Origin of the sequence: Burkholderia theae (assembly GCF_048565265.1) — a bacterium.
Lineage (GTDB): Bacteria > Pseudomonadota > Gammaproteobacteria > Burkholderiales > Burkholderiaceae > Burkholderia > Burkholderia theae.
This window is the reverse complement of record NZ_CP183463.1, coordinates 640,211-655,549: the sequence shown is the minus strand read 5'-3', so window position 1 is coordinate 655,549 and position 15,339 is coordinate 640,211. Positions and strand designations below refer to the sequence as shown.

16 protein-coding genes are annotated in these 15,339 nt (G+C 67.2%); 12 read left to right on the top strand and 4 right to left on the bottom strand.

Translation table 11 applies throughout. The features are described from left to right. Positions 1-17 precede the first annotated feature (17 nt). The gene (locus tag ACN22W_RS35700; RefSeq protein WP_419690709.1) at positions 18-1,871 is read right to left on the bottom strand and encodes an ABC transporter ATP-binding protein; all 1,854 of its coding nucleotides are present in this window, start codon (positions 1,869-1,871) and stop codon (positions 18-20) included. 290 nt (positions 1,872-2,161) lie between these two features. Here ACN22W_RS35700 and ACN22W_RS35695 point away from each other — a divergent pair, with 290 nt between their 5' ends. From ACN22W_RS35695 to ACN22W_RS35670, 6 genes are all read left to right on the top strand, one after another. Beyond that, a complete protein-coding gene (locus ACN22W_RS35695) occupies positions 2,162-2,728 on the top strand; it encodes a TetR/AcrR family transcriptional regulator (RefSeq protein WP_419690708.1) in 567 nt (188 codons plus the stop codon). Between the two features lie 223 nt (positions 2,729-2,951). Further along, on the top strand, positions 2,952-3,377 hold the full coding sequence (locus ACN22W_RS35690; RefSeq protein ID WP_034182523.1) for an organic hydroperoxide resistance protein: 426 nt from the start codon (positions 2,952-2,954) through the stop codon (positions 3,375-3,377). Positions 3,378-3,434: 57 nt separating this feature from the next. After that, positions 3,435-4,469 (top strand): alpha/beta hydrolase, encoded by a 1,035-nt coding sequence (locus tag ACN22W_RS35685; RefSeq protein WP_419690707.1) that lies wholly within the window; start codon positions 3,435-3,437, stop codon positions 4,467-4,469. 291 nt (positions 4,470-4,760) lie between these two features. Further along, on the top strand, positions 4,761-5,132 hold the full coding sequence (locus ACN22W_RS35680) for a CidA/LrgA family protein (protein WP_129517618.1): 372 nt from the start codon (positions 4,761-4,763) through the stop codon (positions 5,130-5,132). Further along, positions 5,129-5,863, top strand: a complete 735-nt coding sequence (locus ACN22W_RS35675) for an LrgB family protein (protein ID WP_419690706.1) — start codon at positions 5,129-5,131, stop codon at positions 5,861-5,863. Before ACN22W_RS35680 ends, ACN22W_RS35675 begins: the two co-directional genes overlap by 4 nt. Positions 5,864-6,087: 224 nt before the next feature. Next, a complete protein-coding gene (locus ACN22W_RS35670; RefSeq protein WP_129517620.1) occupies positions 6,088-6,393 on the top strand; it encodes a hypothetical protein in 306 nt (101 codons plus the stop codon). Between the two features lie 86 nt (positions 6,394-6,479). Here ACN22W_RS35670 and wrbA read toward each other — a convergent pair whose 3' ends face one another. Both wrbA and ACN22W_RS35660 read right to left on the bottom strand, forming a co-directional pair. Then, the gene (wrbA, locus tag ACN22W_RS35665) at positions 6,480-7,082 is read right to left on the bottom strand and encodes an NAD(P)H:quinone oxidoreductase (RefSeq protein ID WP_129517621.1); all 603 of its coding nucleotides are present in this window, start codon (positions 7,080-7,082) and stop codon (positions 6,480-6,482) included. Positions 7,083-7,143: 61 nt separating this feature from the next. Further along, positions 7,144-7,869: a pirin family protein gene (locus ACN22W_RS35660; RefSeq protein WP_419690705.1), complete on the bottom strand. Its 726-nt coding sequence runs from the start codon at positions 7,867-7,869 to the stop codon at positions 7,144-7,146. 128 nt (positions 7,870-7,997) lie between these two features. Between ACN22W_RS35660 and ACN22W_RS35655 the strand changes: the two genes are divergently transcribed. From ACN22W_RS35655 to ACN22W_RS35640, 4 genes are all read left to right on the top strand, one after another. After that, entirely contained in the window at positions 7,998-8,915 is a 918-nt protein-coding gene (locus ACN22W_RS35655; protein ID WP_129517623.1) for a LysR family transcriptional regulator, read from the top strand. A 94-nt stretch (positions 8,916-9,009) separates the two neighbouring features. Beyond that, on the top strand, positions 9,010-10,131 hold the full coding sequence (locus ACN22W_RS35650) for a Fic family protein (protein WP_419690704.1): 1,122 nt from the start codon (positions 9,010-9,012) through the stop codon (positions 10,129-10,131). Between the two features lie 65 nt (positions 10,132-10,196). Then, the gene (locus ACN22W_RS35645; RefSeq protein WP_419690703.1) at positions 10,197-10,442 is read left to right on the top strand and encodes a hypothetical protein; all 246 of its coding nucleotides are present in this window, start codon (positions 10,197-10,199) and stop codon (positions 10,440-10,442) included. Positions 10,443-10,573: 131 nt separating this feature from the next. After that, on the top strand, positions 10,574-11,644 hold the full coding sequence (locus tag ACN22W_RS35640) for a lysozyme inhibitor LprI family protein (protein WP_419690702.1): 1,071 nt from the start codon (positions 10,574-10,576) through the stop codon (positions 11,642-11,644). A 24-nt stretch (positions 11,645-11,668) separates the two neighbouring features. On the opposite strand, the gene ACN22W_RS35635 is transcribed toward ACN22W_RS35640, so the two are convergent. Beyond that, positions 11,669-12,754: a LacI family DNA-binding transcriptional regulator gene (locus tag ACN22W_RS35635; RefSeq protein WP_419690701.1), complete on the bottom strand. Its 1,086-nt coding sequence runs from the start codon at positions 12,752-12,754 to the stop codon at positions 11,669-11,671. A gap of 242 nt (positions 12,755-12,996) precedes the next feature. Between ACN22W_RS35635 and rbsK the strand changes: the two genes are divergently transcribed. Both rbsK and ACN22W_RS35625 read left to right on the top strand, forming a co-directional pair. Continuing rightward, on the top strand, positions 12,997-13,923 hold the full coding sequence (rbsK, locus tag ACN22W_RS35630; protein ID WP_419690700.1) for a ribokinase: 927 nt from the start codon (positions 12,997-12,999) through the stop codon (positions 13,921-13,923). A 60-nt stretch (positions 13,924-13,983) separates the two neighbouring features. Next, the gene (locus ACN22W_RS35625; RefSeq protein ID WP_419690699.1) at positions 13,984-15,303 is read left to right on the top strand and encodes an MFS transporter; all 1,320 of its coding nucleotides are present in this window, start codon (positions 13,984-13,986) and stop codon (positions 15,301-15,303) included. Positions 15,304-15,339: the final 36 nt, after the last annotated feature.

Below are 15,339 nucleotides of genomic sequence, written 5' to 3'. Positions count from 1 at the left end.
GCATGCCGATGAGCCCCTTACTGCGCCGCGCCCTCCGCATCCGCCGTTTCGCCGAGGAAACCGCCGCTTTGGTGCGCCCACAGCGCCGCATAGATGCCACCCGCCTGCAGCAGCTGCTGGTGCGTGCCTTCCTCGACGATGCGCCCTTCGTCGAGCACGATCAGCCGGTCCATCGCCGCGATCGTCGACAGCCGATGCGCGATCGCGATCACCGTCTTGCCGTGCATCAGGCCGTCGAGGCTGCGCTGGATCGCGACTTCGACTTCGGAATCGAGTGCACTGGTTGCTTCGTCGAGCACGAGGATCGGCGCGTCCTTGAGCATCACGCGCGCGATCGCGACGCGCTGCCGCTGGCCGCCGGACAGCTTCACGCCGCGCTCGCCGACCTCGACGTCGTAACCGCTGCGCCCGTGGCGGTCGCGCAGCCGGTCGATGAACTCGGACGCCTCCGCGCGCACGGCCGCGTCTTGCATCTCGCGCTCGGTCGCGTCGGGGCGCCCGTACAGCAGGTTCTCGCGCATCGTCCGGTGCAGCAGCGACGTATCCTGCGTGACCATCCCGATCGCGCTGCGCAGGCTGTCCTGCGTCACGTGCGCGATGTCCTGTCCGTCGATCCGGATCGTGCCGCCGCCCACGTCGTAGAAGCGCAGCAGCAGGTTCACGAGCGTCGACTTGCCGGCGCCCGAGCGGCCGATCAGGCCGATCCGCTCGCCCGGCCGGATCGTCAGGTTCAGCCCGTCGAACACCGCGCGGTCGTTGTCCTCGTGCGCGAACTGCACGTTGTCGAACACGATCCCGCCGCGTTGCACCACGAGCGGCGTCGCATCGGGCGCGTCGACCACGCTGTGCACCTTCGTCAGCGTGTTGATGCCGTCCTGGATCGTGCCGACGTTCTCGAACAGCTCGGTCATCTCCCACATGATCCAGTGCGAATAGCTCGACAGGCGCAGCGCCATCGCGATCACCGCCGCGACGACGCCCGCACTCACTTCGCCGTGCATCCACAGATAGACCGCGAGGCCGGAGGAGCCGACCAGCAGCAGCGTCGACAACAGGTGGTTGACGATCTCGAACGCGCTGACGAGCCGCATCTGCGCGTCGCCGGTCGCCTTGAACGCTTCCATCGCGCGGCGCGCGTGGTCGGCTTCGCGCCGCGTGTGCGAGAACAGCTTCACGGTCGTGATGTTCGAATACGCGTCGGTGATGCGCCCGGTCATCAGCGCGCGCGCATCGGCCTGCCGGCTGCCGACCTTGCCCAGGCGCGGCACGAAATACGCGCATGCCACGCCATAGCCGAGCGCCCACAGCACGAGCGGAATCATCAGCCGCCAGTCGAAGCTGGCCGCGAGCGCGAGGATGCCGATCAGGTACGCGGCGACGCCGATCACGACGTCGACCGACATGAACAGCGCGTCGCGCACGGCGAGCGCGGTCTGCATGATCTTGGTCGTCACGCGGCCCGCGAATTCGTTCGCGTAGAACGACAGGCTCTGGTCGAGCATCAGCCGGTGAAACAGCCAGCGCAGCCGCATCGGGAAGTTGATCGCGAGCACCTGGTGCTTGACCATCGTATGCAGCGCGATCAGCACCGTGCTGCCGGCGAGGATCGCCGCGAAACCGGCGAGCGTGCCGAAATGCCGGCCGCCGAAATCGGCCGGCGTCGCCGACGACAGCCAGTCGACCACGCGCCCCATCATCGCGAACAGCGCGGCCTCGTACGCGGCCAACGCGGCCGACGTCAGCGCGATCAGCAGAATCCAGCTGCGCGCGCCTTTCGTGCACGCCCAGACGAACGAGAAGAATCCCTTCGGCGGCGTGACGGGATCTTCGAGCGGGAAAGTCGGCAGGCGCCGTTCAAACCACGAATACATCGACTGTTCTCCTTTTGCGGTCCGCAGCAGCAGGCGGACCGGTGATGCATGTACCGGGCGCGACGCGATGCCGGGGCACTGGCGCGCACATCCGGCCGATCGGCGATTGCGTCGCGATCGCGTCGCGTGGCTGCGAGTGTCGCATCGATTCGATCCGGCTGCAGGGCGGTTGTAAGCAACGGCGGCCGTGCGGTGCGGCGCGTGCCTGTGCCCCCGGGCTTTCGGCACTTTACATCCCGCCCCCAAAAAAGTCCTTGACTGTCTATCTATGAGTAGATAAAGTTCGATCCATGGAAACGAAACCGACCGTCCGCGAACAGATTCTCGACCACGCGATCACGCTGATGATGCTGCGCGGTTACAACGGCTTCAGCTATCGAGACCTGTCCGACCTGGTGGGCGTGAAGACGTCGAGCATCCACTACTACTTCCCGGCGAAGGACGACCTCGTGCTGGAAGCGGTGGCGGCCTACAGCGACGAAGTCCTCGCGGCCATGCGGGCGATCGATCCGGCGCTGCCGGCCGACGTGAAGCTGAGCCTGTATACGAAGCTGTTCGGCCGGACGCTCGGCGACGGCAACCAGATCTGCCTGTGCGGGATGCTCGCGGCCGACATCGAATCGTTGCCGGAGAACGTGCGGCAGGCCGTGCAGGGGTTCTTCAAGGCCAACGAGAGCTGGCTCGCGGAATTGCTGGCGCAGGGTGTGAAAGAAGGCACGCTGCAATTCAGCGGCAAGCCCGAAACGGCGGCGCGCACGTTGTACGCGGCGTTCCAGGGCAGCGTGCTGGCCAGCCGGCTGTTTCATACGCGGGCGCGTCTCGAGGATGTCGAGGCCGTCTGGAAAACCCGGTCCTGACGGACGGGGCCAGCGGTCAGGCGGTTCGCCGCCTTTTGTTGGGGTTGGTTATCTATCTGTTGGTAGATAGATTGTTGGGGCAGATGGATCGCCCATCTGCATTTTTTGGGGGTGTTTATCTATCTATGGGTAGATAAACAAACGCGGTGTCGGCGGCCATGCTGCCGGCGCGCGGTCCCGGGTTGGAAGGCTGTTTCACTCACTGATTGAAAAGGAGTCTGTCATGTCGATCGAAAAAGTGCTGTACCGCGCCCATGCAAAAGCCACCGGCGGCCGCGACGGCCGTGCCACGGTGCCCGAAAGCGGCCTGGACCTGAAGCTCACCACGCCGCGCGAACTCGGCGGTGCAGGCGGCGCGGGCGCGAACCCCGAGCAACTGTTTGCAGCAGGTTATAGCGCGTGCTTCATCGGCGCGATGAAGTTCGTCGCGGCCCGCGACAAGATCGCGATTCCCGCGGATGCCGCCATTGAAGGCAGCGTCGGCATCGGCGCGATCCCGAACGGCTTCGGCATCGAAGTCGAACTGAAGATCTCGCTGCCGGGCCTCGACCGCGACACCGCGCAAACGCTGATCGACCGCGCGCACGTCGTGTGCCCGTACTCGAACGCGACGCGCGGCAACATCGACGTCACGCTCACGCTCGTCTGATCGATCGCACTGCGAATCATTCATCGTTTTTCACCGGTTAAGCCAAGGAGTTTCATCATGAAGATCGTCAAGCCGCTGCTGATCGCCGCCGCCGTTGCATCCGCGTTGTCCACCGCGTCCACCGCATTTGCCGCCGGTGCCGAAACCGTCCGGCCCGATACGACGACGAGCGGGTTTCTCGCCGCGCTGAACGGTCAGAAGGGGCCGGGCCTCGAAACGCTGAGCCCCGCGAAGGCGCGCCAGGTGCTGGTCGGCGCGCAGGACGGCACGAAGGTCGATTTGTCCGGCATCGACGTGTCGACCCGCACGATCGAGCAGGACGGCTTGTCGGTGCCGGTCACGATTGTCCGCCCGCAAGGCGCGACGGGCACGCTGCCGGTATTCATGTTCTTCCACGGCGGCGGCTGGATTCTCGGCGACTTCCCGACGCACGAACGCCTCGTGCGCGATCTCGTCGTGCAGACGGGCGCCGTCGCGGTGTTCGTGAATTACACGCCGTCGCCGGAAGCGCATTACCCGGTCGCGATCAACCAGGCGTATGCGGCGACGAAGTGGGTGGCCGCGCACGGCGCGGAAATCGGTGTCGACGGCAATCGCCTCGCGGTGGTCGGCAACAGCGTCGGCGGGAACATGGCGGCCGTGGTGTCGCTGATGGCGAAGGACAAGGGCGGCCCGGCGATCCGCTTCCAGGGCCTGATGTGGCCCGTCACGGACCACAACTTCAACACGGGTTCGTACGACGCGTATCAGCAAGGCCACTTCCTGACGCGGCCGATGATGAAGTGGTTCTGGGACGCCTACACGAAGAACGAAGCGCAACGTAACGAGATCTACGCGTCGCCGCTGCGCGCGAGCACCGCGCAGTTGAAGGGCCTGCCGCCCGCGCTGATCCAGGTCGCGCAGTTCGACGTGCTGCGCGACGAAGGCGAAGCGTACGGCCGCAAGCTCGACGCCGCCGGCGTGGATGCGACGACCACGCGCTACGACGGCACGATCCACGATTTCGGTCTGTTGAACGCACTGGCCGCGGATGCGCCGACGAAGGCCGCGACGAAGGCGCTGGCGAATGAAATCGCGACGCGGTTGAAGTAACGCGACGGGTCGCATTCGGTTGCATTCGGATGCGAACGACGAAACGGCGGGCTCAGGCCCGCCGTTTTTTTTGCACGTGGACGGTTTGCGTGGTGCAACGCCACGCGCGTGCGGAGCGGTATCCCGTTCCGTCCGATCTCTTGCCCGCTCCGGCCAGATTGAAACGGTCGAAGTAACGCTCGTGCGATTGCACCGTCGCGACCGGCCGCCGGCATTGTTGATACGATCGCGCATATCGTTCACGCCGGCGCCGCGATACGCCGGTTCGGCCACGTTCGGGAGAGGCGCTCCATGCTGCAGGCGTTCGCGGTCTTGCTCACCTTCCAGTGTCTCGGGGAAGGCGTGTCCTATCTGTTCGGCCTGCCGGTGCCCGGCCCCGTGATCGGCATGCTGCTGCTGTTCGGCTTCGTGATGCTGCGCCCGCAGGTGGCCGATGCGATCGAGCCGACCGCGCTCGAATTGCTGCGCCACCTGTCGCTGCTGTTCGTGCCGGCCGGCGTCGGCATCATGGTGTCGGCCGATCGTGTGCGCGGCGATGCGGTCGCGGTCGTCGTCGCGCTGGCCGTCAGCACGACGCTCGCGATCGCCGTGACGGCGCTCGTCACGCGCGCGCTGCTGCGGCGCCAGCGGCGCGCCGATGACACCGCGGGAGGCACGCAATGACGGCCTTCCCGAAACTCGGCGCGATCTGGGTCTATCTCGCCGCGAGCCCGCTGCTGGGCCTGACCATCACGCTGATCGCGTATCTGTTCGCGCAGGCCGTTTATGCACGGGCGCGCTTCAACCCGCTCGCGAACCCGGTGCTGATCGCGGTCGCGCTGATCGTCGTGCTGCTGACGATCACCCATACGCCGTATCCGACGTATTTCGAAGGCGCGCAGTTCGTCCACTTCCTGCTCGGCCCCGCGACCGTCGCGCTCGCGCTGCCGCTGTATCGCCAGTGGTCGAAACTGCGGCGCACTGCGGTGCCGCTGCTCGTCGGCCTGCTCGCGGGTTCGCTGACCGCGATCGTGTCGGCGGTCGGTATCGCGGCGCTGTTTGGTGCGTCGCATCAGACGATTGCATCGCTCGCGCCGAAGTCGGCGACGACGCCGATCGCGATGGCCGTCGCCGCGGAGATCGGCGGCATTCCGTCGCTCACCGCCGTGCTCGTGATCTCGACGGGAATCTTCGGGGCCGTGTGCGCGCGCGGAATCCTCAACGTGCTGCGGGTCGAGGAGCCGGCCGTGCGCGGCTTCGCGCTCGGCGTCGCGTCGCACGGGATCGGCACCGCGCGCGCGTTTCAGGTCAGCGAGGAGGCCGGCGCGTTCGCCGGGCTCGGCATGGGGCTGAACGGCGTGCTGACGGCCTTCGTCGTGCCGATCCTGCTGCCGATGCTGTCGCGCTGGGTCTGAGCGCCGGCTACCGGGGGTATCGGTTTCCCTGATGGCGCGCACGGCGTGTCGAAACGGCGGCGCGCGCGGCCCGCACGTATCGCTGCCGTTATCGGGAGAATTCAGGAACGCACAGGGACATTTGTGCAGTGATCGGCTAACGTTGCATCGGCGCCGTTGCCGCAAGCCTTCGCGTGCGCGCCGGTGTTCGACCCACAACCAACAATCGACAAGGAGATCCGGCCATGAAGAAGTCTCGCGTGGTTTCGGTGGCAGTAGCAGTAACGGCGTCGTTCGGTCTGCTGTTGACCGCCGCGCCGGCGGCATACGCGCAGGATCCGGCGTCCGCGCCGACGCAGAAGCAGCTCGACAAGGCGCAGAAGAAGGCCGCGCGCAAGGCGGCCCGCGCGCGTCACGCGTCGGACCTGAAGTCGATCGGCACCGGCAGCGGTTACCGGTTGACCAACGACCAGAGCAACTATCCGCAGAACGCCGCGCAGAAGGCGCCTGCGACGAAGGCGGCGCCCGCCGCGCCGGCTTCCGGGCAGTAACGGCCGGACGGTGTGCACAGCGCAAACGGCGCCGGGTCGACCGGCGCCGTTTGTTCGTGTGCGGGGCCGCGAGGCCCGCGCAGGCGTTACGACGCGAGCTTGCTCGCGAGTTCCGCGACGTGCTTGCCCTGGTAGCGGGCGATCTCGAGTTCGTTCGCGCTCGGCTGGCGGCTGCCGTCCGCGCCCGCGAGCGTGGTCGCGCCGTACGGCGTGCCGCCCGTGATTTCGTTCATGTTGACGAGCCCGCTGCACGCGTACGGCACGCCCACGATCACCATCCCTTGATGCAGCAGCGTCGTGTGGAACGACGTGATCGTCGTTTCCTGGCCGCCGTGCTGCGTGCCGGTCGATGCGAACACGCTGCCGATCTTGCCGACGAGCGCGCCCTTCATCCACAGGCCGCCGGTCTGGTCGAGGAACGTGCGCATCTGGCCGGCCATGTTGCCGAAGCGGGTCGGCGTGCCGAAGATGATCGCGTCGTAATCGGCGAGTTCGTCCACGGTGGCGACCGGTGCGGCCTGATCGACCTTCACGCCGATGGCCCTGGCCTGGTCGACCGGGATCGTTTCCGGCACGCGCTTGAGCGCGACCTCGACGCCGGGCACCGATTTCGCGCCTTCCGCGATGTGTTGCGCCATCGTTTCGACGTGCCCGTAGGACGAGTAGTAAAGAACGAGTACCTTGGCCATGTTGCGAATCTCCGATTAAAAGAGCCCCGCGTTCAGCGGGGCCCGGTTTCCCGAACGGGCGTCATGCCCACTCGGCTGTCACTTCGACCGGACGCAGGTCGAACACCAGCACTTCGGCATCGTTGCCGTCGGCGAACGTCAGCGCCTGCTCGTTGCGGACGCGCAGGCCGTCGCCTTCGCCGAGCGTCGTGCCGTTGACCGTCACGCTGCCGCGTGCAACGTGCACGTAGGCAAAGCGGTTCGGCGCCAGTTCCAGCGTCGCTTGTTCAGCGCCGTCGAACAGGCCTGCGTAGATCCGCGTGTCCTGCCGGATCTTCAGCGAACCGGCGTCGCCGTTCGGCGACACGACGAGCGTGAGCTTGCCGCGCTTGTCGCCGGCCGTGATATTCGTCTGCTGATAACGCGGCTCGGCACCCTTTTCGGCCGGCCCGACCCAGATCTGCAGGAAGTGGACCGGCGTTTCCGGCGAGTGGTTGAACTCGCTGTGGCGCACGCCCGTACCCGCACTCATCAACTGTACGTCGCCCGGCACGATCACCGAGCCGGTGCCCATCGAATCCTTGTGTTCGAGCGCGCCGTCGAGCACGTACGACAGGATTTCCATGTCGCGGTGCGGGTGCGTGCCGAAGCCGCCGCCCGGCGCGACGCGGTCGTCGTTGATCACGAGCAGGTCGGAGAAGCCGACCTGCTTCGGATCGTAGTAATTCGCGAACGAAAACGTATGACGGGAGCTGAGCCAGCCATGCTCCGCACGGCCACGTTGGTTTGCTGCACGGATTTCGATCATGATTTCTGTCCTTGAAGTCGCCGGACCTCGGAAGTGGGACCGGCCGTTCGTTGAGATGAATCTTAGGTCAATCGATTTGACAAATAAATGGCTATGGAGATAATGACTGTCGCTATGGAGTGGACAATATGGAACTCAACGATCTGAGGATCTTCGTCGCGACGGTCGACGCGGGCAGCTTCACGGCGGCGGCCGACCAGCTGATGCTGTCCAAGCAGTTCGTCAGCCGGCGCACGATGGCGCTGGAGGCGTCGCTCGGCGTGCGGCTGCTGCATCGCAACACGCGCAATCTCGCGGTGACCGAATCGGGGCAGGAGTTCTATGCGCGGGCGCAGCGGATCCTCGCGGAGATCGCCGACGCCGAGCAGGCGATGTCGGTGCGCAGCACCGAGCTGCACGGGTCGCTGAAGATCAGTGCGCCGCTGTCGTTCGGGATCACGCACGTGTCGCCGCTGATCGCCGAATTCCTGTCCGCGCACCCGGCCGTGCGGCTGAACCTCGACCTGACCGACCGGCGCGTCGACCTGATCGGCGAGGGCTTCGATCTCGTGCTGCGGATCGGCTCGCTCGAGGATTCGACGCTGATCGCGCGGCCGCTCGGCGCGTGGCAGATGATCGCGTGTGCGAGCCCGGCCTATCTGAAGCGGCAGGGCACGCCCGCGACACCGGCCGATCTTGCCGGCCACACGTGCCTGTTGTACGGGCGCGAACGGCGCGTCGGCTGGGAATTCCGGGTCGACGGCGCGGCGCGCACGTTCGACGTGCAGGGGCCGCTCGTCGCGAACAATGGCGAAGTCGTGCGCGACGCGGCGATCGCCGGGCTCGGCATCGCGCTGCTGCCGCACTTCATCGTCGGGGCGGCGCTCGACAGCGGCGCGCTCGTGCCGGTGCTCGACGCGTATGCGCCGTCGCCGATCACGCTCAATGCGGTGTTTCCGCAGCACCGGGAAGGGTTCGTCACGCTGCGCACGTTCATCGGGTTTCTCGCGGAACGGCTGGGGCAGGCGGCGCCGGCGGCAAAGGGCGGGGCGGGCCGCGCGCGGTAGCGGGCCGGTTTGCGGTGAATAGGGTGGCTATTCTCCGCAGAATTTGCGGAGAATATTGAGGCGTGCGGTGAATCGGTGGGATAATCTCCGCATCATGAGCGGAGATTACACCTTCATCTGGGAGTCGGCAGACTGGCCTGCATGGCGCTTCGACCTCCCGGCACTTGCCACGTCACTCGCCGACGTCAGCCGTGCGCAAGGCACGCTGGTCGGGCGACTGGCGGATATCGGCCTGGCGCTGCGCGATGAGGCCAGCCTGGTCGCGCTGACGGAGGACGTCGTCAAGACCAGCGCCATCGAGGGCGAAAATCTGAACGTTGCATCGGTCCGATCGTCGATTGCGCGCCGGCTCGGGGTCGATATCGGTGCGCTTGCGCCGGTCGATCGCCACGTCGAGGGCGTGGTCGACATGGTGCTGGATGCGATGACCCATTCGGCGGCGCCGGTCACCGAAAGCCGTCTGTTCGGGTGGCATGCGGCACTGTTCCCGACCGGCTATTCGGGGATGTCACGGATCACGGTCGGCGCATGGCGTACGGATGCAAGCGGGCCGATGCAGGTGGTGTCCGGGCCGATCGGCCGACAGCACGTGCATTTCGAGGCACCGCCCGCCGCGCGGCTGGCCAACGAGGTCGGGCGCTTGCTCGCGTGGCTCAATGCCACGCCGGCCGAGCCGTTACTGATCCGGGCCGGCCTGGCCCATCTGTGGTTCGTCACGCTTCACCCGTTCGACGACGGCAACGGCCGTATCGCGCGAGCGCTCGGGGATCTGGTCCTTGCGCGCGCCGATCGGAGTCCGCAGCGCTTCTATAGCCTGTCGGCACAAATCCAGCGCGAGCGTAACGCGTATTACGACGTGCTGGAGCGTACGCAGCGCGGTTCGCTCGACGTCACCGAATGGCTCGCATGGTTTTTGAATGCACTCGACCGGGCCATCGATCATGCGCACACGACGCTCGACGCGGTCCTGGTCAAGGCGCGCTTCTGGCAGCGATGTGCGGGCTTCGCGATGAACGCACGCCAGGTCAAGGTCATGAATCGCCTGCTCGACGGCTTCGAAGGGAAGTTGACGACCAGCAAGTGGGCGGCCCTTGCGAAGTGCTCGCAGGATACGGCGCTGCGCGACATCCTGGAACTCGTCGAGCGCGGTGTGCTGCGTCGCTCGTCGTCCGGCGGCCGGAGCACGAGTTACGAACTGGCGCCGTTCGACGTCTGACGCCGGCACCGGTTTGCCCGGTCAGCGACGGATCTCCATCGTGGTACCCCGTCGGTCACTCGCGCATGACCTGCGTCCGGCACAATGCAGAGAAGATCGGACTGCTTGGCGATACGTTTCTGTTGACGTCTGCGCTCCTCGGCGTGCTCGCCGTGGCCGGTTCGACGGGCTTGCGCCTGGCCACAGGGGCCGACGGTGTCATGGTCTTCATCGGGATCATCGATGCGGCGGTGGAAGCCGCATTGCGCGATGGTTTCATGCAATGCAGCGTGGCTGCCGGGACGGTTGCGCCGACATCCAGCGTCGATTGATCGGCGTCGTGCATTCGGGTTACGCTTCGGCGGGCGATGGCATGCGCCGCATGCCGGGCCGGGCGTTTTTACCTCGAATGTCGCGTGCAGGTAGCTTCTGCAAGCGCGCAAACCAGCGACGAGCCAAGCCGATGACCCTCCAGATCCGATCGAACGTGCGCGGCCCGGCCGCGACTCCTCCATGCGATGCGCGGCACACGCCGCTGCGATCCGTCGCGATGGCCGCACTGCTGTCGCTGTTGCCGATCGCCGCGCACGCGGCCGGCTTCGACTGCGCGAAGGCCGCTTCGCCGACCGAGAAGACGATCTGCGCGGACCCCGCACTGTCGAAGCTCGACGGCGACCTGTCGGCGGCGTGGAAGAAGGCGCTCGCGAAGGGCGGCGATACGGCCGCGCTGAAGGCCGCGCAGCTGAAGTGGCTCAAGCAGCGCGACCAGTGCGGCGCCGACGCGCCATGCCTTGGCGACCGCTATCGCGAACGGCTCGCGAGCCTGAACGGCACGCCGCTTGCCGCCGATCGCTGGCAGCAGACCTGGACCATGACGAGCGACAACCCGTCGTTCGGCGGCGTGCTGACGTTGACCGGCACCGCGCCGCGCCTGCATTTCGAGCTGAGCGCGAACAACGGCGCGAATACCGGCGGGCTCGACGGCGACGTCGTGCTGCATGGCGACAGCGGCGCCTACCGCAAGGACAAATGCCGGCTCGATTTCGAACGGAAGGGCGGACGCATCCGCGTCACGCAGCAGGGCGCGGATTTCGATTGCGGCGCCGGCTCGGGTGTCGTCTATGCGGGCGACTACGTGACTGCGTCGCAGGTGCAGGCCAGGCCGCAGGCCGACCTGCTGAGCCTGAAGGTCGTGACCGACGCGACGCAGAACGCGATCGCGCACAAGCTGCTCGGCGCCGACTACGCGACGCTCGTCGACACGGTCAACAGCAGTGCCGACGAAAAGGATCTCGACGGGCTGCACGCGCGCGTGATGTCGTACTGGGTGCGCGGCATCGCGACGACGAACGCGGCGATCGTGATGAGCCGCGGCACCGATCTGTGGATCGGGCTGCTCGTGTTCGACGCGCACGACAAGGTCAGGATGCGCTACTACTCGAACGCGCAGGCGTGGAAGAAAACCGTGCCGAAGACCCTCCAGGCGTGGCACGACAATCTCGACAAGACGCTGCCGATCGACGTGATGCAGTAAGCGCGCGGAGCGGCCGGCGCCGCTTCATTTTTTGCGCGATGCGCGCGCCTGCGCCGGCGGCGCGACCGATTCCCGCGTGCGCAACTCCGGCATCACCGCCCGGCCGGGCCCCGTCGCGCCGTTTTCGAGCGCGTCGAGCAACGCATGCGCGGCCTGGCGCCCGATCGCATCGGTGTCGACCCACATCGTCGTCAGCGGCGGCTGGATCTCGCGCGCGAGCGCGATGTCGTCGAACCCGGTGATCGACAATTGCACGGGCACGTCGATGCCGAGCGCCTGCGCCTCGAGCAACGCGCCGAGCGCGAGCGCGTCGTTGCCGCAGATCACGGCCGTCGGCCGCGTCGCCGCGTCGCTGTCGGCGATCGCGCGCAGGCTGGCCCGCCCGAACGCGATCGTGGCCGCGCCTTCGTGCTGATGTACCGGTCGCACCGCGAGCCCGTGCGCGGCCAGCGTGTCGTGAATGCCGCGCAGGCGCGCCTGCACGCGGTCGTTGTCCGCCGACGGCTGCATGATGATCGCGAAATCGCGGTGGCCGAGGTCGAGCAGGTGGGTGGTGAGCCGCGCGAACGCCGCGCGGTTGTCGAAGCCGATGCAGCAGTGCGGGCTGTCGTCGCGATACGCGTAAGTGACGACGTACGGTACGCGATGCAGCGCGAGCAGTTCGAACAGTTCCGGCGGATACGCTTCGCCGACCAGCGACACGGCTTCCACGCCGCGCGACAGCATCGCGCGCACCTGGGCCAGCGCCTGTGCGGGATCGTAGTTCGAGCAGCCCAGAAACAGCGTGATGCCGTGCTCGGCCATGACCGTCTGCATGCCCGCGACCTGCGACGCGAACACCTGGTCGTCGAGTGTCGGAATGATCGCGCCCGTGATGTGGGTGCGCGTGGACGCGAGCGCGCGGCCGGCCGCGTTCGGAATCCAGTTCAGTGCGCGCGCCGCATCACGCACGCGCTGCTGCACGTCGGCCGACACCTTGCCGGGATCGTTGTACACGCGCGAGACGGTCGCGGTCGATACGCCGGCCAGCTTCGCGACATCGCCGAGCACCGAGCGGCCGCTGCCGCGGCGCGCACGCGATGCACCGCCGCGGGACGGAGTCGTGCTCATCGGCCGTCTCCCGGCGTGGCGGGGTGGCCGGCGCCGCGCGCTGTCAAAAGCGTCATTGTTTACCCTCGATTCATGATGGTCCCGCTTGCATTCCCGTTCGACCCTGTGAGAATGTAAGCGCTATCTTGATGCTGTATTCCTATTATGTCAGACGACCCTTCCATCCGCATGGCGAAATTTTCATCGACGACGGCCTTCCTGGCCATTTTGTCCGCCGAAAATGTAAGCGATTACATTCGAAAATGAACGGCGCTCATTCACCGCGGATCGCTGTCGTCGGCAGCGTGAACATCGACCTCGTCACGCGCGCGCCGCGCCTGCCGGTGCCGGGCGAAACGCTGCTCGGCACGGATTTCCAGACCGTTCACGGCGGCAAGGGGGCGAACCAGGCAGTCGCCGCCGCGCGCCTGGGCGCGTCGGTCGCGATGATCGGTTGCGTCGGCGACGACGCGTTCGGTGCGCGCCTGCACGACGCGCTGGCGGCCGAGCGCATCGACGTGACGCACCTGCATCGCGTCGGCGGCACGGCAACCGGAGTCGCGACGATCACGGTCGACGCGCGCGGCGCGAACAGCATCGTCGTCGTGCCCGGCGCGAATGCGTGCGTCGATACCGACCGGATCGACGCGGCGCGTGAAACGATCGCCGGAGCGGCGCTGCTCGTGTGCCAGCTCGAAGTGCCGATCGCCACCGTGGCGCACGCGATTGCCTGTGCGGCCGCACACCACACGCCGGTGCTGCTCAATCCCGCGCCCGCGCAGCCGCTGTTCGACGCGTTGCTGGCGCGGGTCGACTACCTCGTCGTCAACGAAACGGAAGCCGAGTCGCTGACCGGCATCGCGGTTGGCGACGATGCGTCGGCCGTGCGCGCCGCCGATGCGCTGTGCGCGAAGGGCGTCGGCAACGTGCTGGTCACGCTCGGTGCGCGCGGCGTGTGCTGGCGCGGCAGCGCAGGGCATGGCCGCCATCGGGCGATGACGGTGGTCGCCGTCGATACGACCGCGGCCGGCGACACGTTCGTCGGCGGATTCGCGGCGGCCCGGGCAGACGGCGCGTCGATGGACGACGCGATCGGCTTCGGCCAGCGTGCGGCCGCGATCAGCGTCACGCGCTACGGCGCGCAGACGTCGATCCCGACACGCGAAGAAGTGGCACGCATGGACGCTTGAATTCCGCACACGACGGAACGGCCGGATCCGGCCGATACCCATGACATGGAGACAATCGAAATGAGCGAAAACCAATCTGTTCCGCATGCGCCGCCGCGGATCCGGCGCGGGCAACGCATCGCGCTCGCGCTGTTGATGGCGAGCGGGATCGTCAACTATCTCGATCGCGGCACGCTGGCCGTCGCGAGCTCGGCGATCCGGGGCGATCTCGGGTTGTCGCTCGCGCAGATGGGGCTGCTGCTGTCGGCGTTCTCGTGGAGCTATGCGCTGTGCCAGTTCCCGGTCGGCGGGCTGGTCGACCGCATCGGTCCGCGCCGGCTGCTCGGCATCGGGCTGATCGTCTGGTCGTTCGCGCAGGCGGCGGGCGGCATCGTGTCCACCTTCGGCTGGTTCATCGTCGCGCGCATCGTGCTCGGCATCGGCGAGGCGCCGCAATTCCCGTCGGCCGCGCGCGTGGTGAGCAACTGGTTTCCGCTGCGCGCGCGCGGCACGCCGACCGGGATCTTCAACGCCGCGTCGCCGCTCGGCACCGCGCTCGCGCCGTTGCTGCTGTCGATCCTCGTCGTATCGTTCGACTGGCGCTGGGCGTTCATTGTGACGGGTGCACTCGGTCTCGTCGTCGCCGTCGTGTGGTTCGCGCTGTACCGCGATCCGGTGCGTGCGCAACTGACCGCGGCCGAGCGCGGTTATCTCGATGCCGATGCGCAAAGCGTGGTTGCGGCGCCTAAACTGACCTTCGGCGAATGGCGCAGCCTGTTTTCGCACGGCACGACCTGGGGGATGCTGATCGGCTTCTTCGGGTCGGTGTACCTGAACTGGGTGTACCTGACCTGGCTGCCCGGTTATCTGACGATGGAGCGGCACATGAGCCTGATCCGTACCGGATTCGCCGCGTCGGTGCCGTTCCTGTGCGGGTTCATCGGCTCGCTGGTCGCCGGCTGGCTGTCGGACCTGGTCACGCGTCGCAGCCGTTCTCCGGTCGTGAGCCGGCGCAATGCGGTGGTGGTCGCGATGCTCGGGATGGTCGCATTCACGATCCCGGCCGCGCTGGTGCAGAGCAACGTGGTCGCGCTCGCGTGCATTTCGGTCGTGATCTTTCTCGCCAACGCGGCGTCGGCCTGCTCGTGGGCGCTCGCGACGGCGGCCGCGCCGCCGAGCCGTATCGCGTCGCTCGGCGCGATCCAGAATTTCGGCGGCTTCATCGGCGGCGCGCTCGCGCCGATCCTGACGGGCGTCATCGCGCAGAAGTGGTCGTTCGTGCCGGCGCTGCTGACTGCCGCGGCGATCGCGTTCGCCGGTGCGATGGCGTACCTGCTGCTGGTGCGCAAGCCGATTCCCGAGCACGCCGCGAACGCCGCGCCCGGCCCGTTGCCGGCCTGAGCCCGCGGTTCGCACCACGTATTCACTGAAGCAAGG